This is a genomic window from Methylophilus rhizosphaerae (assembly GCF_900100975.1).
GTDB lineage: Bacteria > Pseudomonadota > Gammaproteobacteria > Burkholderiales > Methylophilaceae > Methylophilus > Methylophilus rhizosphaerae.
The window spans coordinates 14,994-39,875 of the sequence record NZ_FNFX01000002.1; the positions used below are offsets into that span (position 1 = coordinate 14,994).

21 protein-coding genes and 2 tRNA genes are annotated in these 24,882 nt (G+C 52.0%); 14 read left to right on the plus strand and 9 right to left on the minus strand.

The window, feature by feature from the left end; all coding sequences use genetic code 11:
- Nucleotides 1-18 precede the first annotated feature (18 nt).
- Genes flhA through BLP53_RS03920 form a run of 6 tightly spaced genes read left to right on the plus strand, consistent with a single transcriptional unit; the run spans nucleotide 19 to nucleotide 6,584 of the window.
- Nucleotides 19-2,106 carry a flagellar biosynthesis protein FlhA gene (gene flhA, locus BLP53_RS03895; protein ID WP_091470489.1) on the plus strand — a complete coding sequence of 696 codons (2,088 nt, stop codon included), beginning with the start codon at nucleotides 19-21 and terminating at the stop codon, nucleotides 2,104-2,106.
- Nucleotide 2,107: 1 nt separating this feature from the next.
- Nucleotides 2,108-3,439: a flagellar biosynthesis GTPase FlhF gene (gene flhF / locus BLP53_RS03900; RefSeq protein WP_091470492.1), complete on the plus strand. Its 1,332-nt coding sequence runs from the start codon at nucleotides 2,108-2,110 to the stop codon at nucleotides 3,437-3,439.
- Complete coding sequence (locus tag BLP53_RS03905) at nucleotides 3,432-4,226, plus strand: MinD/ParA family ATP-binding protein (RefSeq protein ID WP_091470495.1); 795 nt, start codon at nucleotides 3,432-3,434, stop codon at nucleotides 4,224-4,226. Before flhF ends, BLP53_RS03905 begins: the two co-directional genes overlap by 8 nt.
- Before the next feature lie 14 nt (nucleotides 4,227-4,240).
- Nucleotides 4,241-4,975 (plus strand): RNA polymerase sigma factor FliA, encoded by a 735-nt coding sequence (locus tag BLP53_RS03910; RefSeq protein WP_091470498.1) that lies wholly within the window; start codon nucleotides 4,241-4,243, stop codon nucleotides 4,973-4,975.
- Nucleotides 4,975-5,727, plus strand: coding sequence for a flagellar motor protein (locus tag BLP53_RS03915; RefSeq protein ID WP_091470500.1), 753 nt, complete (start codon nucleotides 4,975-4,977; stop codon nucleotides 5,725-5,727). Before BLP53_RS03910 ends, BLP53_RS03915 begins: the two co-directional genes overlap by 1 nt.
- Complete coding sequence (locus BLP53_RS03920) at nucleotides 5,727-6,584, plus strand: flagellar motor protein MotB (RefSeq protein ID WP_091470502.1); 858 nt, start codon at nucleotides 5,727-5,729, stop codon at nucleotides 6,582-6,584. Before BLP53_RS03915 ends, BLP53_RS03920 begins: the two co-directional genes overlap by 1 nt.
- 6 nt (nucleotides 6,585-6,590) lie before the next feature.
- Here the strand turns inward: BLP53_RS03920 and BLP53_RS03925 are convergent, their stop codons facing one another.
- From BLP53_RS03925 to smc, 5 genes are all read right to left on the minus strand, one after another.
- Complete coding sequence (locus BLP53_RS03925) at nucleotides 6,591-8,855, minus strand: putative bifunctional diguanylate cyclase/phosphodiesterase (protein WP_091470508.1); 2,265 nt, start codon at nucleotides 8,853-8,855, stop codon at nucleotides 6,591-6,593.
- 448 nt (nucleotides 8,856-9,303) lie between these two features.
- Complete coding sequence (locus BLP53_RS03930) at nucleotides 9,304-10,143, minus strand: tetratricopeptide repeat protein (RefSeq protein WP_245652617.1); 840 nt, start codon at nucleotides 10,141-10,143, stop codon at nucleotides 9,304-9,306.
- Nucleotides 10,144-10,184: 41 nt separating this feature from the next.
- On the minus strand, nucleotides 10,185-12,272 hold the full coding sequence (gene ligA, locus BLP53_RS03935; protein ID WP_091470514.1) for an NAD-dependent DNA ligase LigA: 2,088 nt from the start codon (nucleotides 12,270-12,272) through the stop codon (nucleotides 10,185-10,187).
- The gene (locus tag BLP53_RS03940) at nucleotides 12,272-13,624 is read right to left on the minus strand and encodes a cell division protein ZipA C-terminal FtsZ-binding domain-containing protein (protein ID WP_091470517.1); all 1,353 of its coding nucleotides are present in this window, start codon (nucleotides 13,622-13,624) and stop codon (nucleotides 12,272-12,274) included. The genes ligA and BLP53_RS03940 overlap by 1 nt, the downstream gene beginning before the upstream one ends.
- 51 nt (nucleotides 13,625-13,675) lie before the next feature.
- Complete coding sequence (smc, locus tag BLP53_RS03945; RefSeq protein ID WP_091470519.1) at nucleotides 13,676-17,185, minus strand: chromosome segregation protein SMC; 3,510 nt, start codon at nucleotides 17,183-17,185, stop codon at nucleotides 13,676-13,678.
- 89 nt (nucleotides 17,186-17,274) lie between these two features.
- On the opposite strand from smc, the gene queF reads away from it, so the two are divergent.
- The 4 genes from queF (at nucleotide 17,275) to BLP53_RS03965 (ending at nucleotide 18,887) form a co-directional block, all read left to right on the plus strand.
- A complete protein-coding gene (queF, locus tag BLP53_RS03950) occupies nucleotides 17,275-17,721 on the plus strand; it encodes a preQ(1) synthase (protein ID WP_091470522.1) in 447 nt (148 codons plus the stop codon).
- Nucleotides 17,722-17,880: 159 nt separating this feature from the next.
- Nucleotides 17,881-17,956: transfer RNA gene (locus BLP53_RS03955), tRNA-Ala, on the plus strand.
- An 87-nt stretch (nucleotides 17,957-18,043) separates the two neighbouring features.
- Nucleotides 18,044-18,119 (plus strand) — tRNA-Glu (locus BLP53_RS03960).
- Between the two features lie 177 nt (nucleotides 18,120-18,296).
- Complete coding sequence (locus BLP53_RS03965; protein WP_091471372.1) at nucleotides 18,297-18,887, plus strand: hypothetical protein; 591 nt, start codon at nucleotides 18,297-18,299, stop codon at nucleotides 18,885-18,887.
- 27 nt (nucleotides 18,888-18,914) lie between these two features.
- Here the strand turns inward: BLP53_RS03965 and BLP53_RS03970 are convergent, their stop codons facing one another.
- Nucleotides 18,915-19,445: a glutathione peroxidase gene (locus BLP53_RS03970; protein WP_176755210.1), complete on the minus strand. Its 531-nt coding sequence runs from the start codon at nucleotides 19,443-19,445 to the stop codon at nucleotides 18,915-18,917.
- A gap of 186 nt (nucleotides 19,446-19,631) precedes the next feature.
- On the opposite strand from BLP53_RS03970, the gene BLP53_RS13615 reads away from it, so the two are divergent.
- Together BLP53_RS13615 and queD are read left to right on the plus strand one after the other, a co-directional pair.
- Nucleotides 19,632-19,805, plus strand: a complete 174-nt coding sequence (locus BLP53_RS13615) for a hypothetical protein (RefSeq protein ID WP_176755211.1) — start codon at nucleotides 19,632-19,634, stop codon at nucleotides 19,803-19,805.
- 49 nt (nucleotides 19,806-19,854) lie between these two features.
- Complete coding sequence (gene queD, locus BLP53_RS03975; RefSeq protein ID WP_091470524.1) at nucleotides 19,855-20,301, plus strand: 6-carboxytetrahydropterin synthase QueD; 447 nt, start codon at nucleotides 19,855-19,857, stop codon at nucleotides 20,299-20,301.
- A gap of 46 nt (nucleotides 20,302-20,347) precedes the next feature.
- On the opposite strand, the gene dnaQ is transcribed toward queD, so the two are convergent.
- From dnaQ to BLP53_RS03990, 3 genes are read right to left on the minus strand one after another with little or no spacing between them, the layout of a single operon-like run.
- Nucleotides 20,348-21,028, minus strand: coding sequence for a DNA polymerase III subunit epsilon (dnaQ, locus tag BLP53_RS03980; RefSeq protein WP_091470526.1), 681 nt, complete (start codon nucleotides 21,026-21,028; stop codon nucleotides 20,348-20,350).
- A gap of 7 nt (nucleotides 21,029-21,035) precedes the next feature.
- Nucleotides 21,036-21,473: a ribonuclease HI gene (rnhA, locus tag BLP53_RS03985; protein WP_091470528.1), complete on the minus strand. Its 438-nt coding sequence runs from the start codon at nucleotides 21,471-21,473 to the stop codon at nucleotides 21,036-21,038.
- A 1-nt stretch (nucleotide 21,474) separates the two neighbouring features.
- Entirely contained in the window at nucleotides 21,475-22,242 is a 768-nt protein-coding gene (locus BLP53_RS03990) for a class I SAM-dependent methyltransferase (protein WP_091471374.1), read from the minus strand.
- A 118-nt stretch (nucleotides 22,243-22,360) separates the two neighbouring features.
- Between BLP53_RS03990 and gloB the strand changes: the two genes are divergently transcribed.
- Nucleotides 22,361-23,119: a hydroxyacylglutathione hydrolase gene (gene gloB / locus BLP53_RS03995; RefSeq protein WP_342670198.1), complete on the plus strand. Its 759-nt coding sequence runs from the start codon at nucleotides 22,361-22,363 to the stop codon at nucleotides 23,117-23,119.
- A 222-nt stretch (nucleotides 23,120-23,341) separates the two neighbouring features.
- Nucleotides 23,342-24,868, plus strand: coding sequence for a transglycosylase SLT domain-containing protein (locus tag BLP53_RS04000; protein ID WP_091470533.1), 1,527 nt, complete (start codon nucleotides 23,342-23,344; stop codon nucleotides 24,866-24,868).
- Nucleotides 24,869-24,882 lie beyond the last annotated feature (14 nt).

Here is a 24,882-nt window from a genome sequence, read left to right on the forward strand (position 1 = left end):
CAGGCTTAAGGAGCTTACATGAACAACTGGCAACAATGGATGGGAAAAATGGACGGTCGTGCAATCGCCGCGCCACTCATTATTGTATTGCTGCTCGCCATGATGATCCTGCCGTTGCCGGCCATCATGCTCGATGTATTCTTTACCTTTAATATTGCACTCTCCATTCTTGTCTTGATGATAGGCTTGCAAACGACCAAACCGCTTGATTTTATCGCCTTCCCTACTGTGCTGCTGATGACCACCATGCTACGCCTGGCATTGAACGTGGCATCGACCCGCGTGGTGCTGACGGAAGGCCATGCCGGCCCGGATGCGGCTGGTAAGGTGATTGAAGCTTTCGGCCACTTCCTGATCGGCGGTAATTACGCTGTCGGTATCGTGGTCTTTATCATCCTGACCATTATCAACTTCACCGTGATCACCAAAGGTGCCGGCCGTATTGCTGAAGTGGGTGCACGGTTTACTCTGGATGCAATGCCCGGTAAACAGATGGCGATTGATGCCGACCTGAATGCCGGCCTGATTGGCGAAGATGAAGCCCGTCGTCGCCGCAAGGAAGTCAGCCAGGAATCCGAGTTCTACGGGGCCATGGATGGTGCCAGTAAATATGTACGTGGTGACGCGATTGCCGGCATCCTGGTCATTATCATCAACATCGTTGGCGGGCTGATTGTCGGTATGATGCAACACGGCCTGGGCTTTGATGATGCGGTGAAAAACTACACCTTGCTGGCGATTGGTGATGGCCTGGTGGCACAGATTCCTTCCCTGGTGATTTCCATTGCTGCTGGTGTGGTAGTTTCGCGTGTGGCTAACAATGAAGATATCGGTGGGCAGCTGATTACCCAGCTGTTTGAAAACCCACGCGTGCTGGGCTTTACTGCCGGTATTATTGGCGGGATCGGCCTGATTCCTGGCATGCCGCACCTAGCTTTTCTGGCATTGGGCGGCATACTCGGCGGCCTGGCCTACTCCCTGAAACAGAAGCAGGCAAAAGCCCGGCAACAGGCTGCGCTGGAAGTACAACCGGAAGATAAGCTGGCACCTGTCAGCGAAGCCGAGGAAGCCACCTGGAATGATGTATTGCCTGTGGACACGGTTGGCCTGGAAGTCGGCTACCGCCTGATCCCGCTGGTGGATAAGGGCCAGGGCGGCGAGCTACTGAAACGTATCAAAGGGATTCGCAAGAAATTTGCGCAGGAAATCGGCTTCCTGGCCCCAACCGTGCATATCCGCGACAACCTGACCTTAAAGCCCAATGCTTACCGCATCACCATGAAAGGCGTGGAAATGGCCAGTGGCGAATCCAATTTCAACCAGATGCTGGCCATTGACCCGGGTGCCGTGACGGCTGAACTGGATGGTGCCAAAACCACTGATCCGGCATTTGGGCTGCCAGCGGTATGGATTGAACCGGAGCGTAAAGAATATGCGCAAAGCCTGGGCTACACCGTGGTGGATGCCGGTACGGTGATCGCTACCCACCTGAACCATATTATTTCACTGAATGCCGGTGAGTTGCTGGGTCGCCAGGAGGTGCAGCAGTTGCTGGATCACCTGGGTAAAGAATCCAGCAAGCTGATTGAAGAAATCGTGCCTAAAATGATTTCGCTTTCCACGTTGCAAAAAGTGTTGCAGAACCTGCTTAATGAAGGGGTGCATATCCGTGATATGCGCACCATTCTGGAAACCCTGGCCGACCATGCCCAATATAGCCAGGATGCCAATGACCTGACCGCCATGGTCCGCGTCAAGCTTGGCCGCGCCATCGTGCAGGACTTGTTCCCCTACAGCAATGAAGTGACTGCCATGACCCTGGATGGCCAGCTGGAACGACTGCTGCTGCAAGCCTTGCAAAATAACCAGTCTGCACAAAACGGGATTGAACCTGGCATTGCCGAAAGACTGGCGCAACAAACAGAAATGGCAGCCAAACAGCAGGAACAAATGGGGCTGACACCGGTATTACTGGTCGCTGCCCCGCTACGCCAGGCTTTATCCAGATTCTTGAGAAGAACCGTCCCGCATCTCAGAGTATTGTCACATGACGAGCTGCCAGACAACAAATCCATTCGAGTGACCAGTTTAATCGGAGCGCAATAACATGAACATCAGAAGATTTTTTGGCAAGAATGCACGCGATGCATTGGCACAGGTCAAGCAGGCATTGGGTGAAGATGCCATTATCGTCGCCAATCGCAGCGTCAATGGTGGCACCGAGATCATGGCCATGCTCGAATCCGATATTGAAACCACGGACAGCCAGCAGGCAGAGCCTCAACCTGACCATGGCCGTAGCCTGCTGGATTTTGTCACGGGCAAAGAACAGCCACGCCCGGCCTCACAACCGGCAACACGCGCACCGGTTGCCCCAGCTGCGATGGAAGAGGATCCTGCCAGTGAGCATGCCATCATGGATATGCTCAAACAGCACAGCGAACAGCAGGAACAGGCGTATCAACTGGCCACCCAGACCCTGGAAGACAAAATGCAGGGCATGATGCAGGAAATGCGTCATATGCGCAGTCATTTTGAAACCCAGATGAGTGCCATGACCTGGCAGCATCACCTGCAACATAGCCCGGCCAAGTCCAAAGTACTGAGCACTTTGCTGTCAGCCAGCTTCAGTGCTGCCCTCTCCCGCCAGATTGCAGAAAAAATACCGCAGCATATTGACGTCAACAAGGCACCGATGTGGGCAAAAGAAGTCATCAGCCGCAACCTGCATACCCTGGATGATGAAGATGCTCTGCTGGATCGTGGCGGCGTCTACGCACTGGTAGGCCCGACTGGCGTGGGTAAAACGACGACTACAGCCAAACTGGCCGCCCGTTATGTCATGAAGCACGGCACCCAGAACCTGGGCCTGATCACGACAGACAGCTACCGTATCGGTGGTTACGAGCAATTACGCATCTACGGCAAAATTCTGGGCGTGATGGTACATGCGGTTAAAGATGAAGAAGACCTGAAAATCGCGCTGAATGAGCTGAAAGGCAAACACATGATCCTGATTGACACAGTCGGTGTCAGCCAGCGTGACCAGGCGGTAACAGAGCAATTATCCATGCTGAGCAGAGCGGAGTCACCGATCCAGAAACTGTTGTGCCTGAATGCCACGTCCACTGGTGAAACGCTGACGGATGTGATGCGCAGCTACAAGAAACACGAGATGGCCGGTTGTATCGTGACCAAACTGGATGAAGCAGCGGCGATTGGCAATGTGCTGGATGTGCTGATTCGTGAGCGCATGCGCTTGTTCTACACCACCAGCGGCCAGCGTGTACCGGAAGATATTGAAGTCGCCGACAAACAAGCCCTGGTTGAGCGTGTGTTAACTCCACATCAGGCCAGCCTGCCCTACCAGTACCTGGATGAAGAATTGCCACTGGTGATTTCCAGCATGATGCAATCCCAGGGAGAGGCGCATGCTTAATTACCAGGACCAGGCCGATGGTTTGCGCCGCCTTATGGCCAAGTCCTCAGCCCGTATCATCAGTGTCATGACCGCCAGTGGCCAGCCAGCCAGCAGCTGGCTGAGCCAGCTGGCAGCCAGCATGACCAGCACCGGGCAGCGTACTTTGGTCATTCAGGCAACCCAGCAACCAGCCACCGCCCATACTTTACATGCCGTGGCATTACGCAAAAGCCTTCTGAGCCGCGCCATCATCAGGCATCCGCAAGGCTATGACCTGGCCGCGTTGGCTGAAAATAACACATTAACCTCCACCTTATCAGGCGATGTAAAAACGGCGCTGGACGGTATAGTGAACCAGCTTGCGTATGGTTATGATACCGTCATGATAGAAGCAATACTGGATGGCCGTGACCAGCACCTGGTGTTACCGGTCATGGCGCAACATGCAGTAGTGATCCAGATGGAACGCAGTGACGAGGCGATTAAATCGGCTTATATTACGATTAAACGCCTGTGCCAACAGGATGCCCAACAACCGTTAAGCATCATGGTGACGGGCGCTACGCATGCACAGGGGCAGCAGTACTTTATGCGCCTTAATCAGGTATGCGGACAATTTCTGGGCATCTCGCTGAATTTCCTGGGCGCGATTCCGCAGGCGGTAACCATACAGAAAGCCAATGGTGTAAGCCATCGCAATGGAGGCGATACCTCCCCTGCGGCTCAACTGGCACTGGCGTTTAAAACCATTGCTGGCAGCCTGGAGAAACAACGTTTAGCCACCCCTTCACTGGCGGCTGTCTAAAAAAGAGGGAAAACATGTATACCGCTAAAGGCACAACGAACAATACCGACCAGATGCTGAAACAGCATAGTGTCATGGTCAAGCGCATGGCCTACCAGCTGAAATCCAAGCTGCCTTCGTGTGTGGAGGTGGATGATCTGGTGCAGGCAGGCATGATAGGCCTGATGGACGCCATCCAGCGTTATGAAGATACGCATGGCGCACAGTTTGAAACCTACGCCTCACAACGTGTGCGCGGCGCCATGCTGGATGAGTTACGCGGTGCTGACTGGTTGCCACGCGGTATCCGTAAAAATATGCGTGACATTGAGGTCGCGGTGCAGCAGTTGGAGCAAAGATTTGGCCGTCCGCCGACCGAATCTGAAATTGCCAAACACATGAATTTCAGCCTGGAAGACTACTACGATGTACTGAGTGACTGCCAGGGCCACCAGTTGATTTACTACGAAGACTTTCAGGATGATGACAGCAGCGAGCATTTTCTTGACCGCTATGTCGATGACGACAGCAGTGACCCGGTTAAATCCCTGCTGGAAAGCGATTTCCGTGAAGCACTGATTGATTCGATTGACCGCCTGCCGGAGCGCGAAAAGGTATTAATGGGCCTGTACTATGAACAGGAGCTTAACCTGAAAGAAATCGGCGCCATCATGAATGTGTCCGAATCACGTGTCTGCCAGTTGCATAGCCAGGCAGTTGCCCGTTTACGTGCTTCCATGCGCGATAAGGCCTGGACCGGAGCGGCATAATGGATTGGGGTAGTCTGGCCGGCCTGGTCATTGCCCTCGCCGGCCTGGTATTGGGGCAAACCATTGAAGGCGGCCACCTGAAATCACTCATGCAGCCGGCGGCTTTTGCCGTGGTCGTGCTGGGAACCGTGGGCGCCGTTTTGCTGCAAACGGAACTCAAGCTATTCATCAAAGGCGTGCGCATGCTGCGCTGGGTGTTTGTACGCCCACAGGATGACCGCCAGAAACTGGCCATCAGAATTAACCAGTGGAGCCTGCAGGCACGCAAAGAAAGCGTGCTCTCCCTGGAAAACCTGATTCACCGCGAGCGAGATCCTTTTGTACGCAAAGGACTACAGCTATTGGTGGATGGCACGCCTGCCGACCGTATCCGTGAAGTGTGCGCGATTGATATGTATTATTTTGAAGCGCAGGAACGGGATGCCATCAAGGTCTGGTCTGCTGCGGGAGGCTATGCGCCAACGGTCGGTATCCTGGGCGCGGTGCTGGGATTGATTCATGTGATGGAAAACCTGTCTGACCCGGCCAAAATCGGCAGCGGGATTGCTGTGGCGTTTGTCGCGACGATTTATGGCGTCGCCCTGGCTAACCTGGTCTTCCTGCCGATTGCAAACAAATTAAAAAGCCATGTACAACATGAAATGTCGCGCCGTGAAATGCTGCTGAATGCCTGGGTCTCCATCGCCAGGGGCGATAACCCAAAACTGGTCAGTGAGCGGCTGGAAGCCTACCTGCGCCTCAGGGAGTCGTAATGTACCGGCGCAGAATGCATGAGGATGAAGAGGATAATCATGACCGCTGGCTGATTTCCTATGCGGATTTCATTACGCTGCTATTTGCGTTTTTTGTCGTGATGTACGCCACTTCCACCATTAACCTGAATAAGTACCAGGCATTATCCAATGCAGTGGTGACAGCCTTCCAGGGCAAGCCCGGGCAAACACCTTCCATGGATATCCAGAACCCGTCTTCATTGCAGAACCAGAGCGCTATCCTCAAACCATTGCCGCTGAACTACCTGTACCAGGAAAAGAAACAGCGTGACCAGGAAAAAATGTATGCCCTGGGACAGCAGCTGGCCAATATGCTGGCCCCCTGGATAGAGCAAAAGAAAATCATCGTCTCCCAGGGAGAATTTGGTATCGATATTGTGATGCTGAGTGGCTTCCTGTTTAAAGCGGATGGTATGACATTGTCGGATCAGGCGCCTTATGTGCTCAAACTGATAGGCGGGCAATTAAAAAAAGAACTGCGCAGCATCCAGGTGGAAGGCCATATGGATAGGCATATGTTTGCACATGAGGTCAGCCCGGACATCAGGCGATGGGAAATGACGGCGGCACAGGCGGCGCGCGTTGCCGCCATCCTGAACACGCGGGGCATTCCGAACAAGCGGTTATCTGCCAGCGGCCTGGCCGATACCAGGCCGGTTTCCAGTAGTGAAAATGATCTGGCGCAAGCCATGAATAACCGGGTTGTCATCCGCGTGCTGACAGCAGAAAGTAATGCGCAGCAAGCAAGTAATAATATGATGCAATTGCAAATTGATCCCGGCGATGGCGCGGCATTACAGCAACCGGCAGCAGAAATATCTGCTGCCAGGCCGTAGCCTGAATTAAGCCAGCGCCTGCTCCAGCCAGGCATCAAATTCCTTTATAGCCATCGGCTTACCAAACAGATACCCCTGGTAGCGGCGACAGCCATTATTCAGTAACAGCTCCATCTGCTCCTGGGTTTCAACACCTTCCGCAATCACACTGAGGTACATGCTTTGCGCCATGGCGATAATCGTTCGTACAATGGTACGGTCATGGCTATCCGTCACAATGTCATTCACAAATGAACGATCAATTTTCAGCTGGTACAAAGGCAGTTTTTTCAGGTATTGCAAGGAAGAGTAACCAGTACCGAAATCATCCAGTGAAAACTGGATACCGAGCTGGCTGAGTTCATTCATGATGCTGACCGCATCATCCACATTCTCCAGCAGCAGGCTTTCTGTCAGCTCCAGGCGCAAGGCATTGGGGTTGATCTGGTGATGTTGAACACAGGCCTTCACCATGGCTGTAAAGTTTGCCTGCCTGAACTGGCGGGCGCTGATATTCACCGACAGGCTCAGGTCACTGGTTTTACGCACACGTTGCCATTGCGCAATCTGTGCGCAAGCCTGGTCCAGCACCCACTGCCCCATTTCTACAATCAGGCTACTGCACTCTGCCACCGGGATAAACTGCGCAGGCGGGATAAATCCGCGCTCTGGATGCTCCCAGCGCAGCAAGGCTTCTGCGCCAAATGGCCGGCCGGTATGGTCCACCTGTACCTGGTAGTGCAAACGCAGTTGTGCCTGCTCAATCGCTTCGCGCAGTTCTGCTTCCAGCATCACCTGGGTCGCAATTTCGGTCTGCATGCCCGGCTCGTACAGGCAAGCGGTATTGCGGCCTGCCTGCTTGGCCCGGTGCATGGCAATATCTACAGCCTTGACGCAATCGGTATCACGTATTTCCAGCTCATTAAAACAGCATAAGCCCATGCTAGCCGTAATCGACAGCTTCTGGCTCCCGACTTTGAATGGCCGCTCGAATATTTTTTGTATCTTGCGTTGCATGGACCACACTTGCTGCAATGCGGCGTCACCCTGCCCATCCAGCTCTGACAGCAGTATCAGGAATTCATCACCGCCCATACATGCCAGAAAATGAGGGGTCGTGACTTTCTGCAGGCGCTCTGCCACTTGCTGTAACAGATGGTTACCCAGGGTATGGCCATGTGCCTCGTTAATCCATTTGAAATGGTCCAGGTCAATATAGATCATGCCCAGGGATTCCCCACTCACAGCCTGCGTATGCAACTGTTGCAGCAGTTCGTACGTCCGCCTGCGGTTAGGCAATCCTGTCACCGGTTCAAGGTAAGCCAGTGTTTGTATCGTATCGCGGGAAAGGTGGCGGTCGACCACGATGCTGACCAGCTTGGCTGCCTGCGCAATCATGGACTGCTCATAAGTGTCGGGGGTTTGTGGCTGGCGATAGTAAATCGCCAATGCGCCCAGAATATCACCGGCTGCCGTCAGCATGGGTTCTACCCAGCCGGCCTGGATACCTGCGGCCTGTGCCGCATCACGGTGATTTACCCAGTAAGGATGGGTCATGACATTATCGACAATGACACGCTGTTTCCTGGTAATTGAGGTCGCCAGTGAGCCGTTGCCTGCTTCCAGTTGTAATTGGCAAAGTGTTTCCAGCAGAGGTTGAGGCAGGGTAGGCGCAATGACCGTTTGTACCAGTTTTCCCAGCTGCTGGGTAATCACAATGGCACAATACAAATCAGTGTGCATGGCCTCGATATCGCGTGCAATTTTTTCCAGCACACGTGTCGCATCGGGCTCCTGCAATACCAGTTCCAGCATTGAGAAATTAAATTGCTCGTAAGCGGTTGCCCGCACCTTATCCTGCTGCAAGGCCGGCACTGGCTGATACGCTGCCGTGGTTTCGCGTACAAGCAATAAAATCCGCGACTCCCCTGCTCCATTCGTAAAGTGGTGCGTTATACATTCCAGCCAGCGTTCCTGCACATCATGCAAAGCAATCCGCAACGTACGCTGGGCAACGCCTGGCAGTGACTGGAATAGTATGCCCCGTAACGGCCCATGTACGACGGGCGGCAAATAATCCCATACCATTTGAACAGCAAGGCCGGCAGGATCACCCACCGGCATTTCAGCCTGGTTAAATAACAATAAAGCGTCGCACGCGCCGTGGCTATCTATGTCAGCAGCCAGGTAAAAGCCGGACGATTCGATAGCAGACTGCCACTGCTGGAATACTGTGGCTAATACAGGATCGGCCAATACTGACGCAATTGGCCTAACATTTACTTTTGACATCACACACCTTCACAACCCAGTGCAAAATCTAACTGCCGACAAAAGACGCTGGACGCCTGCCGGTTGTTAAGATGTCACACCCCCGAGAATTATCAGTAAGCGTCAGTCGACCTGTCGCTGCGCTCTTTTATATTTATGATAATGTGTCGAAAAGCACCTGCAATGTCAAGCCATAATTAGGTTGCACATGATAAGAATGCCATAGTGACTTGATTTTTAAAGAGATATTTTCGCTGCCGCTGGGTATCGCAGCGTGAGCAATCATGCGCTTGCTCACTAGTCCTCCATACAACGCCTACGGCAAATGTTCTCTTCCAAAAGAGCGAGCGTAAACATTCGCTCAATACTGGGTACTTTTGGCGTTTAACATGATTCAATCAGGGTTTCAGCCAGGGCAGGCACAATTGAATTCCTGAATCAAAATTTCAGGCGTATTGCAAGCAGTGATTTATTTGGCCTTCGCCAGCATTTCGTCCAGCTCAGCATCCTGCAGTTTCAGGGCAATCGCCCCCGCTTCTTTCACTAGCTGCTCCGCACCTGCCATATCCCCTTGCTCCCGCTTGGTTTCAGCCCAGTAAAGTGCGGTTTTGGCTTCATAGAATGCGCCCCCGTTTTCCCGCGCATACGCCATCAGGCGCTGGTAAGTTTTCCCGGCACCCACATAGTCTTTTTTGCTGGTGAATAATTTACCCAGGGTCAGGCTGGCTTCTGCATATTGCTCTGGCGTACCGGATTTCTGCAGCATCATGACGCCTTTTAACTGGTATTCAATTGCTGAGTCCAGTTGCTGCAACTGCTGGTAGGCCATGGCTTCGTGGATATAGCTGTCTGCACGTTCATCGTCATTGGCGGCCAGTTTTTCCCCCGCCTGGAAGGCCTGCAGAGATTCAGCATGCTGGCCGTTTCCATATAGGGCTTCACCAATTAAATTATGTGCTACGCGCATATAACGGCGTAAATCCTGCTGCTCGCTGAATCTGAGGGCCTGCTGGTAGTTTTCCAATGCACCCGCAGTATTTTTGGCGGCTTCTTGTGCATTGCCTAACAGCATGTGGGCAGAAATCAGATCCACGCCTTGCGGCTTGAGGGCAATGGCTTGCCTGAAGCTTTCCTGCGCGGCAGCATTTTGCGCCAGGCCGGCTTGTGCACGCCCTTTACATAACCAGAACTCAGGCTGACCGGCATATTGCTCAGCGATATTCACTGCTTGTGCGTATTGATGGCCATGCACGGCAGCCTCACATGATTCCAGTGCTGCATCTTTGGCGAAAGATATATTTGAAACCAATAGATTAAACAATACTATTAAAGTTAATTTTGAATACATGATTAAAACAGGCCTGGTTGTGTTGAAGAAGTTTCCGCTAACGTATCTATTTCATTTTCTGGTGGTATTAATCCCGCAGAGGACTGTAACATTGTCATGAAAGCAGGCTCATCCAGCACAGGAATATCCAGCGCCAGGGCTTTTTCCAGCTTACTGCCGGCCTCGGTTCCGGCAACCACATAGCTGGTTTTGGCCGAGACGCTACCGCTGACTTTACCGCCTGCTGCTTCAATCATGGCTTGTGCCTGGTCACGCTTAAGCGTTGGCAAGGTGCCAGTCAGTACGAATGTCTTGCCTGCAAACAAGGCTGACTGATTCTTCCTCGGCATATCCGACCAATGTACGCCCAGTGCCCGCATCGCTGCAATCACTTCGCGATTATGCGGCTCCTGAAAGAATTGATAGGCAGCTTCGGCCACCACCGGGCCAACGTCATTGACCTGCATCAGTGTTTCCACATCTGCATCCATCAGCGCATCCAGGTTACCAAAATACTGCGCCAGATCCTTGGCGGTTGCTTCACCGACATTACGGATACCCAGCGCATAAATAAACCGTGGCAATGTTGCCTGTTTACTTTTCTCAATGGCATCCAGCACATTCTGCGCCGATTTCTCGGCCATGCGCTCCAGTCCGGCGAGCGTGGGCAAATCCAGACGGTAAACATCATCCAGGTGACTGACCAGGTGACTGGCAACCAGTTGATCTACCAGTTTCTCGCCCAGCCCTTCAATGTCCATGGCCCGTCGCGAGGCAAAATGCGTGATGGCCTGTTTGCGCTGGGCCGGGCAAATCAGGCCGCCGGTACAACGCGCCACAGCCTCATCCTGTGGGCGTACGATATGGGAACCACATTCCGGGCACACGGCAGGCATCACAAACAGGCGTGCGTCTGCCGGACGCAATTCCGGTTTGACCGACACCACTTCAGGAATGACATCCCCTGCCCGCCTGACCACTACCGTATCGCCAATATGGATATCTTTGCGGCGTAGCTCATCTTCGTTATGCAAGGTCGCATTGGTCACCGTCACGCCACCAACAAAGACAGGTTTTAAGCGGGCCACGGGTGTAATCGCTCCCGTACGCCCCACTTGTACCGTAATGTCCTCGACCATGGTCACGGCCTCTTCCGCCGGGAATTTATGCGCAATGGCCCAGCGTGGTGCCCGCGACACAAACCCGAGTGTCTCTTGCAGCTCAAAGGCATTCACCTTGTACACCACACCATCGATATCAAACGGCAGGCTGCCACGTTTTTCGCCAATCTCGGCATAGTAATCGCGCAAACCTTCAGCACCTGTTTTCACCGCCCGCAGCGGCGTCACCGGAAAGCGCAAATCGGCCAGGTATTGCATGGCTTCCGCATGCGAATGCAGCGCAGGGATTCCCTCACTGGCACCCAGCCCATAAGCGAAAAAATGCAGTGGCCGTTTGGCTGTGATGCTGGAATCCAGCTGGCGCAAGCTGCCTGCTGCCGCATTGCGCGGATTGGCAAATAACTTGCCTCCAGCTATGGCCTGTTGCTGGTTAAGCTTTTCGAAGTCCTTTTTCAGCATTAATACTTCACCACGGACTTCCAGCAAGGCGGGCGGCTGATTTAATGCCAGGCGAGTGGGGATAGCGCGGATTGTTTTCAGGTTATGGGTCACATTTTCACCAGTGTAACCATCCCCTCGCGTCGCCCCTTGTACGAATATGCCATACTCATAGGTCAAGGTAATCGCCAAGCCGTCAAACTTGGGTTCTACCGCGTAGACAACCTCTGCCTCTCCAGTACCCTCGCGCACCCGGCGGTCAAAGGCTTCCAGTTCCTGCTCACTGAACGCATTGTTGAGCGACAGCATGGCCTGCCTGTGATGTACGCTTTCAAAGGCTGCCAGTGCTAATCCACCCACGCGCTGGCTGGGAGAGTCCGCGGTAATCAGGTGGGGGTGTTGCTGCTCAAGGCTTAACAGTTCGCGATAGACGCCATCATACTCATTGTCGCTGACCAGCGGATCATCCAGTACATAATAGTGATAATCGTATTCGGCAATACGCTGCTTCAGCTGTTGCAGCGCCAGCGTAGCCTCATCGAGGGTAGCCATCAGGAGAACAGGCGTTTGGCATGGTCGCTACCAGGAGCGATGCCTTGTGCGGCCATGGCATTGGAAATGCTGTTTAATTGCTGGCGGATTTTGTCCAGTTGCACATCACCAATCGGTTTACGGTTGACGTCTATCAAACCAGCACCCAGACTGTTTGCCATATTGCGTGCCAGCTCCACCATATGGTCAAACACCTGTAAATTATTGGTTGTTGTCGGGATATCCAGCTGAAATGTCACCCCTGTCATCACGGTCGATTTCAGCATGTCGGCAGAGAACGGCTTGCCTTCGTAATTACGTACAGAAAATTCAAGTTGCCCTTCCGGGCCGAACAATTCGAAACGGCCATCATCGCTTAATTGCATGCCGGAGGCTTCTGCCAGGCCACGAAGTTTGGTCGCGTGAAACATGCCCTGGTTTGCCAGCACGTGAAATTCAACCGCTTTATCCACTTCAATACAGAACGCATCAATGGATTGCGCCTGTTGCGAAGGCTGATAGCCTCCCTGCCAGGCGATGCTCAGCCCCAATGTCCGGGCCAGGGTTTCCATGGATTTCTGGAAGCGTGCCAGCGTTTCTTCACTAACCGGGCCGCCACGATCGGCGAGTTGCAGGCTGCAGACTACCTGGCTGAGTGGTATTTGGCTGTGCATGGCGGCAATATCCATAGCCAGCACATCAACCCACGCAATTTCCGCAACATGCTGCCCCCATAGCGTGGCATGATGCGGGAATGTCCTGACTTCTGCCTGCATCTCTTCCAGTTCGGCCAGCATTACGCCTAAAGGTGCCTCAATGACGCCAATCCAGTCCATGGCCTGGTGTAAAGCAGATGGTAGTGTAATGCTTGGAAGAGGTTCGGATACTGGTTCTTCAATAGAGGTTTCTGCTGGCGACGCATCAGAGGTTGATGCTAATGATGGGGTCGCCGGTTCCTTAAAATAATCAGCTGCCGTTTGCTGGGCTGAAATTGAAGGCTCGACTTTAGATTGAGAGCCAGGTGAGGCGATCGGTTTGCCTGCTTCTGTTTTTAACTGCGGTTCCGTTGCGGGTTTGGTTTTGGGAGAATCCGCAACGGTGAAATCCGGTTCAAACTTGGGTGCTTGGCGTACACGAGGCTCAGACATCCAGCCTTCTACATCTTCAGATACCAGTGCCCGGTCAGTAGCCGCCTTTTTCTTCGCAGTATTTTTGGAGTCGCCTACATTGCTATCCAGTACATCCCCACGCGTGTGACTAAAGCGATATTCAACGTCTTTGCGGTATTTTTTTTCCTGCCACCAGTTAAAAACAACCACTGCCAGTACGACGCTGGCCCCCAGCAATACCAAAATCATCCACAAATCAGACATGTAGGCTTACAATCCTTTAAAACTCCGCGATATGATACAACAAAACATGCCTTACGCCGCATGCATGCGTATCGCCTCATCAATATCAACATCGACGATCCGGGATACCCCGGATTCCTGCATGGTCACGCCTATGAGTTGCTGTGACATTTCCATCGTAATTTTGTTGTGTGAGACAAACAAAAACTGGGTTTTTTCCGACATGACACGCACCAGCTGGCAGAATCGTTCAGTATTGCTGTCATCCAACGGCGCATCCACTTCATCCATCAGGCAGAATGGTGCCGGATTCAAGCGGAACAAGGCGAATACCAGCGCCATGGCCGTTAGTGCCTTCTCACCACCGGAGAGCAGTTGGATAGTGGTGTTTTTCTTGCCTGGTGGTTGCGCAAATACTTGCACGCCGGTATCCAGGATCTCGTCGCCCAGCAATTCCAGTTTGGCTTGCCCGCCGTTAAACAGGGTCTGAAACAACTCGCCAAAATGACGGTTGGCCTCATCAAATGTCGCACGCAGTTTGCCGCGCGTTTCACGATCAATACGCTGTATGGCCTCTTCCAGGGTCTCACTGGCGGTGAGTAAATCTTTCAGTTGGCTATCCAGATAGCCTTTACGCTCTTTTTCAGCAGCCAGTTCTTCAATGGCTGCCATATTCACGGGCCCCAATTGTTGTATCTGTTGTTGCAGTTTTTGCGTGGCCTCTGCCAGCGCCTGTACTTGAGTCTCCACACTTAGCCCCTGCCGGATCAGCGTTTCATCCAAGCCGGTGTCTGACAGGGCTTGCTGGCATTGTTCCACCTGGAGGCGGCATTCCTGCTGTTTAAGGCGGCGCTGCTCGACAGCATCCCGCAGCGGGTGCAATTGCTGCTCGGCCTGCATGCGCTGACGCTCTTGCACCTGCAAGGCATTTTCCTGCTCCGCCAGCCGGTTTCTTGATTGTGCCAATGCCTGCTCGCAATCATGCTGCTGTGTCAGGGCCTGCGCCAGGTTTGCTTTCAGCGTATCCATATTACTGATGGCCAGCGCCTGCTCGGTTTCCATCAGGCGATGTTGCAGGTGCTGGCTTTCCTGTGCATTTTGCGCGAGGCGCTGCTGCAAATCATTCACTGCATTTTTGAGCAAGGCCTGCTCAAACACCTGCGATTGATGTGCTTTTTCCGCTTGCTGTACGGTATCACGCAAGTGGTAATAGGTTTGCTCAATTTGCTGTTTTTGCGCCTGCGTTTCGCGTGCTGCCTGTTCCAAGCCAGCCAGTTGCGCCTGGTGGCCTGCAATGCTGGTTTGCGTCTGCGCGACTTCATCATTCAATTCGGCCTGGCGCGCTTCTGCCTGGGCAATTTCCTGCTGCAAGGCCGTTTGCCGGCGCAAGGCGTTGTCATGCGCCTGTTGCAGGCGTGACACCTGCATTTGTGCGTCATGCATGCCAGCAGTGAATTGCTTGATACGCTGATGGGACTGCTGCTGTTGCTGGCGTATAGCTTGTAAATTGTTTTCGAGCGACTGCACCTGGTGCTGGGCATCGGCCATGGCATCTTTCGCCTCGCCCAAGCCCGACTGCAGGCTATCCAGTTGCTGCTGACGCTCCAGTACACCCTGCACCTGATTATGGTGGCCATGGAAAACCACGCTGTAACGCTGATAAACATCGCCATTCCTGGTGAGGAGGCTCATATTCGCTGGCAGTTTATCCTGGTAAACCGAAAGTTGCCGCACATCCTCAAGGACATAGACATCCGCCAGCCAGTGCTGTAACGCGGCAGCCACCTGTGGCTGGCTGATGGTCAATAAACTGTACAGGCTGGGTAATCCTTGCCATTGTTCGGGCATGGCTTCTATCATTGATGCGGCTTTCACGACAGCCAGCGCAGCCTGTGGATGCGGCAACTGCAACCAATCAGGCAGGCGTTCAGGTAGCAAGGCATTTAGCTTATGCCCCAGAAATGCCTCCAGTGCCCCTTGCCACTGGCTATCGATCTGTACTGCCTGCCATAAACGAGGCGCTGACTGCAGGCCTACTTTCTGTAGCCAGGGCTCCAGTTGCTGATCCCGCTTCATACTTTGCTGTAATTTTTGTAGCGACTGAATCTCGGCTTCCAGTTGATGTAGAGCGCGTTGTGCCTGCTGCCAGGCCGTACTGGCCTGCTGCAATGCCTGTTGTTGCGTATGCTCCTCCTGCCGTAGGTGGCTCAGTTGCTGCTCTTCTTGCTGGGCAGCGGATTGCTGCCCAGCAAGCAGTGCCTGATACTCTTCCAGAGCCTGCATATCCGGCAATACCCATTGCCCCAGTTCCTGTTGTAACCGTTGCAAGCGCTGGGCAATTTCGGTCAGGTTGCGCTGGATAAAATTTACATTGTTTTGTTCCAGCTGCATTTGCTGCCGGCTTTGTTGTACAGCTTGCTGCGCCTGGTTGGCTGCCTGTTGTACGGCTTGCAAATGGGTTGATTGCTCCGGCAAATCCTGTTGCATCGCCTGCAGCGACGCCGCATGTTGCGCGACACTTTGCTCCACCGCAGCAAAAGCGGCCGTTTTCTCCGCCAGTTGTGCCTGCAATTGCTGTTGCTGCTGGGCGCCACGCTCCTGCTGCCCTTGCAATTGCTGCTGCTGTTGCAATAAGCGGTTTCGCGCGTCTTCGGATTGCTGGACTTGCAGGCCCAGATTGGAAACCTGGGCATTGGCTTCATAAAAAGCCGCTTGCACCGCATGTAATTGTGCAGACACTTCCTGATGTTGCTGGCGGGACTGCTCCAGTAACAGCTCGTTGCTGCGTAAAGAAGCCATTTGCGCTTCCAGGGCGTTCACCGCTTGTTCAACGGTTTGTGAGGCAGCCTCATGGGCCAGCACGGCATCCCGTTTACGTAACCACCACCATTGCGCTTCTGCCAGCTGGTGCGCTTGCTGCAAGGCATGGAATTTTTGCGTGACGGCAGCCTGCGCTTCCAGCTTGATGATCTGCTTGTTCATCTCACGCGAAATATCTTCTACCCGTGCCAGATTTTCACGGGTATCGCGCAACCGTAATTCGGTTTCGCGGCGGCGCTCCTTATATTTACTGATCCCAGCCGCTTCCTCAAGAAACACGCGCAACTCTTCCGGTTTGGCCTCAACAATGCGGGAAATGGTATTCTGCCCAATAATGGCATAAGCACGGCCACCCAGGCCAGTACCCAGGAACAAATCTGCGACATCACGCCGGCGGACAGCGGTGTTATTAATATAGTAAGTAGACCCTTTGTCGCGCTCAATCACGCGCTTGACCGAGATTTCCGCATATTGATTCCATTCTCCGCTGGCACCGCCCAGGCTGTTATCAAACACCAGTTCGACACTGGCGCGGGAAATTGGCTTACGGTTACCGGAACCATTGAAAATAACGGCATCCATGGCGTCGGCACGCATCTCCCTGGCGGAAGATTCGCCCAGCACCCAGCGTACGGACTCCATGACATTGGATTTACCGCAGCCATTCGGCCCGACCACACCGACACGCTGACCATGCAAATGGATGGTTGTCGGATCGACAAAAGACTTGAACCCTGCCAGTTTTAGATGTGTCAGACGCAAAGTAAGAAAACCAGTTATAAGAATTTGAATTCAGGCTTAAGCGTTATAATACCCAATTTATCCTGAAACAATTAACAAACATGAGTGCAATGAACGAACATTTACTCGGTGGCAAGCCAACCGCTGAACCGACCAAGGCATTGGAGACGTTTGACAATCCCAATCCCGGCCGTGATTTTCATATTCATATGGAAATCCCCGAATTTACCTGTCTGTGCCCAAAAACTGGTCAGCCGGACTTTGCCGTGATTTACCTGGACTATATCCCCAACAAACTGTGTGTGGAATTAAAAAGTCTGAAACTTTATATGTGGTCATTCCGGGATGAGGGCTGTTTTCACGAAGCCGTGACCAACCAGATTCTGGATGACCTGGTTGTGGCCATTGATCCCAAGTTCATGCGCGTCACAGCCAAATTTTATGTCCGTGGGGGTATTTTTACCAATGTCGTCGCCGAACATCGTGCGGCAGGCTGGCAACCACAACCATATGTAGAACTGTCGCAATTCAGTGCGCAAAGCAATATTCGCGGTTAGAAAATACTGGTCAGCAAGGGCTAAATACATAAATTGTCAGCAATTGCAGTTTTTTTAAAGAATCCTGCGAAAAAGCGTTGACAAGAGATGAGCCCGTCATTAATATGGCGCCTTCTTTGATTTGCAGCGCAAAATGAAGAAAATGCAGTACCAGGATTAGGGGGTATAGCTCAGCTGGGAGAGCGCTTGCATGGCATGCAAGAGGTCAGCGGTTCGATCCCGCTTATCTCCACCAAGTGATTGAAAATATTGAGTTTTTTATAAAAAATATTTTCGAATACACTAAATAATGGTATACTGCACAGGTTGTTAAATTTCTTAGGTCCCCATCGTCTAGAGGCCTAGGACACCTCCCTTTCACGGAGGCGACCGGGGTTCGAATCCCCGTGGGGACGCCAAACCACCAAGTGGTTGAATATTGAAAATACCAGCACACCATACAAATAAAACCTCCAGTGTTACACTTGAGGTTTTTTTGCATTGTGCAACCGCCCCTATCCTCGATCCTTGCTCCATTCAATGACAGCGCAAGCAAGCAAGGAATCCATCAGACATTACCAACCATGTACATCACCATGAAATCACGACATTATTCAATTGCCGTTGTATTTGCTCTGTTACTGACTTCTATCGCCAGCCTGGCAGATGAGGTATTCAACAGTGAGGAAAGCTTCAAGAGCCCAGTCAGCGTACCTGCCCCTATTGTGGCTCACCTGACCAAAGCGCTTGGCTCCGAGAAGACCAGTACTTGTCAGGTCTCCAGACCTCATGACATGTTTGAGGCTCAGCTTATTGATTTGAACAAATCGACCAAGGCCTTCCTGGTGAAACCGGCGCGCATGTGCCTGTGCGAGGCGAATAACTGCCCGATGTGGGTATTCAAAGCCAAAGGAAGTCCCAGCAAGCCGCTCTGGAGCTCGCCGTCAACCAAGACATTCACTCTCCTGGATAAAACATTAAATGGCTACAAAAAACTCAGGGAAGTGAGTGCTGATGCCACAAATGATCGCGAATCCATCTGGTCATGGAATAAAGATAGCTATGTTGAAATCTATAAGCATGTATGGATCTGGGATACTGAGAAACGCTGCCGTTCCGGGGAAGAGACTACTCAGTTGATGGATGGGCAAATGGTGGAGCGCACCAGGCAATGTACGCAGGAGTAAACACTCAGTCCTGCTACCCCTGCAATACTATTTCAAATAAGGCTTGATTTTCCCCAGAATCTCCTCGCTTTCTGGGCGCGTCATACTGTTAAATGAATACACTTTTTGCCCGCCTGGCAGAATGACATATTTATAAAAATTCCATTGGGGTGACTGGCCGGTTTGCCTGATTAACTGCTGGTAAAGAGGGTTGGCATTCGCGCCTGTCACACTGGTTTTTTCAATCATGGGAAATTTGACGGCATAGGTCAGTTTGCAGAAATCGCCGATTTGCTTGTTGGTGCCAGGCTCTTGCTTGAAATCGTTGGAGGGAAAGCCAATCACCACCAAACCTTTATCTTTATACTGCTGGTATAAAGACTCCAATGCTTCAAACTGGGGCGTAAATCCGCACTTGCTGGCGGTATTGACGACCAGAACGGGCTTATCCTGGAATTGACAAAAATCGACAGTCTGCCCTTGCAGCGTTTTGAATTGATGCTGATACAGAGGTAAACACTCGGCATTCGCCATTGAAGATACTCCCACCATTAATAGTGCGATGATACAGCCACGCATTCCATCTCTCCTGATCACAATACCATTATGTCTTTACAGACAATGAGTTAGCCTGATTGTTCTATGGTTGGTACTGACTATTGCCCGGAACTAAACCCGGCATTGGCACAGTCTATGCTAATGATACGGTTAAGAATGTCACGACTGACGTGTTTGAGCAATATCAACTAAGCTGAGGAGCAGATTATGTTGCAAAAATCAGGACCAACCGACAAATTCAAGCGTATCGACCAGATGCTGGAGGATTTTGCCGGCGATGAAATGGATGACTTTGATACAGGCTATAGCAGTTACGAAAAAAATCACAAGCATTACTCTGCCGAAGAGGACGCATTGATGGATATCGATGAACTCTATTAACTGTTGAAGCATGCAGGGCGTGCTGCATGGTTGCTGATATAATATCGCAATGGAAATTACTACACGCTTGGAGTTCGATGCCGGACATCGCATTCCTGATCACAAAAGTCAATGCCGCAATTTGCACGGCCACCGCTACGCCATTGAGATTACCTTATCCGGCGATATTATCCAGGCTGAACATGCTTCCGACAATGGCATGGTGATGGATTTTGCCGATGTAAAACGGATTGCGCGCGAAACCATTGTAGATCGCTGGGACCATGCCTTCCTGGTGTATCAGGGTGATACTGCAGTGCTGGATTTCCTCAACAGTTTGCCCAATCACAAAACCGTGGTTTTCCCCACTATTCCCACGGCGGAAAATATGGCCGCAGAAGCATTTAAATTGCTGAAGGCCCGCTATCAGGGGACTTTTGATAACCATCTCAGACTGGTGAAAGTCAGGTTATACGAAACGCCCAATAGCTGGACAGATGCGTTTAATCACGCGTGATTAACATACTTTAAGTGCAATACAGGCTAGCCTGGCACGGTACAAGCTACCAGGGTGTAGCGCCAGATTTTGCTAGCCCTTCAATATATTGCACATGCTCGGCCAACTCTGCCGGGGTAGCAGCCACCAGCGCCAGCGCATTCATATCTACGGCAACAGTCGTTGCGGATACTTGCTCAGTCACGGTGGATAATTCCATCAGCAGGCTTTCCTGGCCACGTGTCATCGCAATATAGACTTCTGCCAGCAACTCGGCATCCAGCAAGGCGCCATGCAGGGTCCGCTTAGAGTTATCGATGCCGAAGTGGCGGCATAAGGCATCCAGGTTATTACGCTGCCCGGGACGCATTTCCTTGGCCATTTTAAGCGTATCCACAATACCGCTGATACAGGTTTCCAGCTTGTCCATATTCAACCTGGACAACTCCATATTCAGGAAGCCCATATCAAATGGTGCGTTATGGATAATCAGTTCGGCTCCACGTACAAACTCGATAAACTCTGACGCCACCTGTGCAAATAGCGGCTTATCCTGCAAAAACTCCAGCGAGATGCCATGCACTTCTTGTGCACCAGCATCAATTTCACGCTCAGGATTGACGTATATATGGAAATGGCGCTGCGTAGGCCGGCGGTTAAAAATTTCCACCGCAGCGATTTCGATAATCCGGTGGCCCTGGTCAGGGTATAAACCGGTGGTTTCAGTATCCAGGAATATTTGTCTCATGTGTTGATTACTTTATGGGGAATTGTTGCGTGACTGTCAGCACGCCCTGATTGGCGAGCGCATCTGCTTTTTCGTTACCGGCATTACCGGCGTGCCCTCTTACCCAGATCCACTCAATCACGTGCGGCATCACCAACTTGTCCAGAATCTGCCATAAATCAGCATTCTTGACCGGTTTTTTATCAGCGGTACGCCATTGTTTTTGCTTCCAGCCAGCTAGCCATTCTGTCATGCCTTTTTGCACATAGCTGGAATCGGTGTAAATTTTAATATGGGAAGGTTTTTTTAACGCCTGCAACCCTTGGATCACCGCCATCAGTTCCATGCGGTTATTGGTAGTCAGTGGCTCCCCCCCGCATAATGATTTTTCGTGCGGCCCGGCTTGAAGCCAGACGCCCCAGCCACCTACACCCGGGTTACCCTTACAGGCTCCATCCGCGTACATTTCAATCCAGCGTTCTATCGACATCCGCGCATTCTAACTGTTTTTGCACGCGATTTTGAACTCGCGGCCGACCTTTTTGTACTTGTAATGCCGGGTTTAATGGCGCTTTTTTCCAGTCTGGTTTAAGCAAGCGGACATTCAGCACTCTTTTTTTGGCCATCAGGAAATAGACGCCCCCTGTCATGCCATAGGTACGAGCACCCCATTTTTCCAGCCACGACTGGCGCTCCAGCCAGCCGATATCATTAAGGGGAAAAGCATGCATGAGATAATGGCTTTGTACCACTTCAAATCCTAATACATTTAGCCAGTCCCGCATCCGGTGTGCAGTAAACAGGCGTTGAAATTGCCCGGCCTGTTTGAACCAGCCCATACTGGCCCGTAACCCCAGGCAGCTCAGCGGGCTGATACCGGTCAGGATCAATGTGCCTTCTGGCACCAGTACCCGGAAAGCCTCGCGTAATGCCTGTTGCGGATCACTACATTGCTCCAGTATATGCGGCAGGCAAACCAGGTCCACCGAAGTTTCAGCCAAAGGCAAGAACTCGCTCTCGCAGAGCATGGACGTATGGGTGGTGAGTGTCGTATTCAGATAGTGCTTGTAAGGAATGCGGCATTGCGCGAGCAAGTCGTATCCTGGCCAGCCCAACTGCAATGCATGGAAGCCGAACACATTGGCCACCGCCTGTTCATATACCGCGATTTCACACTGCGCGATGTAGTGCCCTAACGCAGTAGTATCAAAAGTGCTTGCTTGACTGGATTGCAACTTCAAACTCCGGCGAGATATCAAAAAACCAACAGGGTCAGCCATCGTTTACCACGCATGGCCTTGACAACAGTACGCATTTTTTCAATGATGAAGGATGCACGAAACTTCCGCAAGCATGCAAATCACCCCTCTGCCCGCTTTCAGCGATAACTATTTGTGGTTAATCCACGCAGGTCAACATGCCCTGATTGTGGACCCGGGAGATGCTGAAGTGGTTGAAAAAGCACTCCATGCCAATGGTTACCAGCTGGACGGTATATTACTGACGCATCATCATGCCGACCATACTGGCGGTGCTGCTGCTTTACAACAGCACTGGAATTGCCCGATATACGCACCGGCAAGTGCTCATCCGGCATACCGGGCATTAAACGCTACTCGCGTCAAAGATGACGACATTATTCACTTTGCCGGACTACCCTCGCTCTCATGCAAAGTAATGACGTTACCGGGGCATACCCTGGACCATATTGCGTTTTACATAAATGACCAGCATTTATTCAGTGGAGATGTCCTGTTCGGTGCCGGTTGCGGCCGCTTATTTGAAGGCTCGCCGTTACAAATGTACACATCGCTGCAGGAAATTGCGGCATTGCCCGCAGGCACGCTGATTTACCCGGCACATGAGTATACCGCACACAATATCGCGTTTGCCCTGACCATAGAACCGGACAATAAGGATTTGCAACAGCGGGCACAAGACACAGCAATACTTCGGCAACAGCAACAACCGACCTTGCCTACCACCCTTGCGCTGGAAAAAGCCACCAACCCTTTTTTGCGCTGCGACGCACTCGCCACGCAGCCAGGTTTTCATGATTGGCCACCCCTGGATATTTTTACTGAAGTGCGGGCACAACGAAATGTATTCTAGGCCAGCCAGGCATGCATCAAGGCATGCGGCGGCGGAAAAAGGGTTGTCTCACTGCGAAATTAACGTAGAATGATGTCCTTCCTTAAGCGCCTGCTCCTGTTAAGCCATGCCATGTTGCTTGGTATAACTCACGGGCCAGCCAGGTTTTCAATGAATGCACATGCAACACAGCCGGGTAGCTGCGGGCCGTGTGCAATAGTCTCAGGATGTAGAAACACCGCCATGCGTTTTAACAAATTGCTGCTATGGATGACACTTTCAACCTTTTCCCTCTGGGTAATGGCTGAGGAAGTAGAACCCACTACCTTGCCGGATGACAGCAGCAGTTATGACGACAGTTATGGCGAGCCTTCCACCGAAGGCTACAGCTCCAGTTACCAGTTTGAAGGTTCACTGACCCTGCAGGAAGACAGCCTGTGGGATCGTGTCCGTGATGGCTTTAGCATGCCGGACATCAACTCTGACTATACCAACAAGCATGAGCAATGGTATGCCTCGCGCCCGGATTATGTGGCACGCATGCTGGAGCGCAGTAAAAAATACCTCTACCACATTGTGGTCGAGGTGGAGAAACGGGGAATGCCGACTGAAATCGCGTTGTTGCCCATGATTGAAAGCGGCTTTAATCCCAAGGCATTGTCTACCAGCAAAGCTTCCGGTATCTGGCAATTTGTACCATCGACCGGCAAAGACTTCGGCCTGAAGCAAAACTACTGGAAAGACTCCCGCAAGGATGTGACTGCGGCGACCCAGGCCGCGCTGAACTACCTGCAAAAACTGTATACCATGTTTGGCGCATGGGATCTGGCGCTAGCGGCCTATAATGCCGGTGAAGGCACAGTGGCACGTGCGATTGAGCGTAACCGCCAACTGGGCTTGCCTACCGACTACCAGCATTTGTCCCTACCGGACGAAACACGGAATTACGTGCCCAAACTGCAGGCGATCAAGAATATTATTTTCCGCCCTGAAGAATACGGGCTGACCTTGAATGACATTCCCAACAAACCCTATTTCACCACGGTTGAAGCACCTAATAAGATTGACGCCAAACTGGCTGCAGAACTGGCCGGCATTTCCATGGAAGAGTTCACGGCCCTGAACCCCAGTTTCACCCGGCCAGTATTGGTAACCGAAAAAAGCTATCAAAAACTGCTATTGCCAACATGGGCAGCCAGCAATTTCACTAATAATTTAAATGGCTACACCCGTCCGCTTTCAAACTGGCACAGCTATCAGCCCAAGCGCGGCGAGCGTTTAGGTAATATCGCCAATCGCTTCAATATCAGCCTTTATGAGCTAAGCGCCACCAATAACCTCAAACCCAATAAGAATTTGATTGTGCGCAGGCCGCTGCTGGTTCCCGCAGGCGCGCACCCTACCTTGACCAAACCGATTGATGCAGTCGCCATGGCGCAATTGCCGATTGAACCGGCTATTGAGAAGGTCGCCTCGGGAAAATCCACTTCTATCTCACACAAGGTTAAGCAGGGTGACACCTTGTCTAAACTGGCTAAGCGCTATGGAGTGAGCTCCAAGCAAATCATGCAGCAGAATCACCTCAAGTCCCAGAAACTGGCTGTCGGGCAAATACTGCAATTTGAAAAAGAAGAGACCATTACCGGCACCTCTGGCAAAAAAAACAGCCCTAAAAAATCGCCATCCGCCAGCAAGCGTCATAGTAACCCTTCGTCATCCACCAAGAAAAGCAGTTCGACATCGACAAAAAAAACCAGTCATAAACGTTAAAATCGCTATATGAT

What these genes read in the sequence shown, in the direction of transcription:
- flhA (WP_091470489.1), top strand. Translation starts at nt 19, where the DNA reads ATGAACAACTGGCAACAATGGATGGGAAAAATGGACGGTCGTGCAATC.
- flhF (WP_091470492.1), top strand. Translation starts at nt 2,108, where the DNA reads ATGAACATCAGAAGATTTTTTGGCAAGAATGCACGCGATGCATTGGCA.
- BLP53_RS03905 (WP_091470495.1), top strand. Translation starts at nt 3,432, where the DNA reads ATGCTTAATTACCAGGACCAGGCCGATGGTTTGCGCCGCCTTATGGCC.
- BLP53_RS03910 (WP_091470498.1), top strand. Translation starts at nt 4,241, where the DNA reads ATGTATACCGCTAAAGGCACAACGAACAATACCGACCAGATGCTGAAA.
- BLP53_RS03915 (WP_091470500.1), top strand. Translation starts at nt 4,975, where the DNA reads ATGGATTGGGGTAGTCTGGCCGGCCTGGTCATTGCCCTCGCCGGCCTG.
- BLP53_RS03920 (WP_091470502.1), top strand. Translation starts at nt 5,727, where the DNA reads ATGTACCGGCGCAGAATGCATGAGGATGAAGAGGATAATCATGACCGC.
- BLP53_RS03925 (WP_091470508.1), bottom strand. Translation starts at nt 8,855, where the DNA reads ATGTCAAAAGTAAATGTTAGGCCAATTGCGTCAGTATTGGCCGATCCT.
- ligA (WP_091470514.1), bottom strand. Translation starts at nt 12,272, where the DNA reads ATGGCTACCCTCGATGAGGCTACGCTGGCGCTGCAACAGCTGAAGCAG.
- BLP53_RS03940 (WP_091470517.1), bottom strand. Translation starts at nt 13,624, where the DNA reads ATGTCTGATTTGTGGATGATTTTGGTATTGCTGGGGGCCAGCGTCGTA.
- queF (WP_091470522.1), top strand. Translation starts at nt 17,275, where the DNA reads ATGAACGAACATTTACTCGGTGGCAAGCCAACCGCTGAACCGACCAAG.
- BLP53_RS03965 (WP_091471372.1), top strand. Translation starts at nt 18,297, where the DNA reads ATGAAATCACGACATTATTCAATTGCCGTTGTATTTGCTCTGTTACTG.
- BLP53_RS03970 (WP_176755210.1), bottom strand. Translation starts at nt 19,445, where the DNA reads ATGCGTGGCTGTATCATCGCACTATTAATGGTGGGAGTATCTTCAATG.
- BLP53_RS13615 (WP_176755211.1), top strand. Translation starts at nt 19,632, where the DNA reads ATGTTGCAAAAATCAGGACCAACCGACAAATTCAAGCGTATCGACCAG.
- queD (WP_091470524.1), top strand. Translation starts at nt 19,855, where the DNA reads ATGGAAATTACTACACGCTTGGAGTTCGATGCCGGACATCGCATTCCT.
- dnaQ (WP_091470526.1), bottom strand. Translation starts at nt 21,028, where the DNA reads ATGAGACAAATATTCCTGGATACTGAAACCACCGGTTTATACCCTGAC.
- rnhA (WP_091470528.1), bottom strand. Translation starts at nt 21,473, where the DNA reads ATGTACGCGGATGGAGCCTGTAAGGGTAACCCGGGTGTAGGTGGCTGG.
- gloB (WP_342670198.1), top strand. Translation starts at nt 22,361, where the DNA reads ATGCAAATCACCCCTCTGCCCGCTTTCAGCGATAACTATTTGTGGTTA.
- BLP53_RS04000 (WP_091470533.1), top strand. Translation starts at nt 23,342, where the DNA reads ATGCGTTTTAACAAATTGCTGCTATGGATGACACTTTCAACCTTTTCC.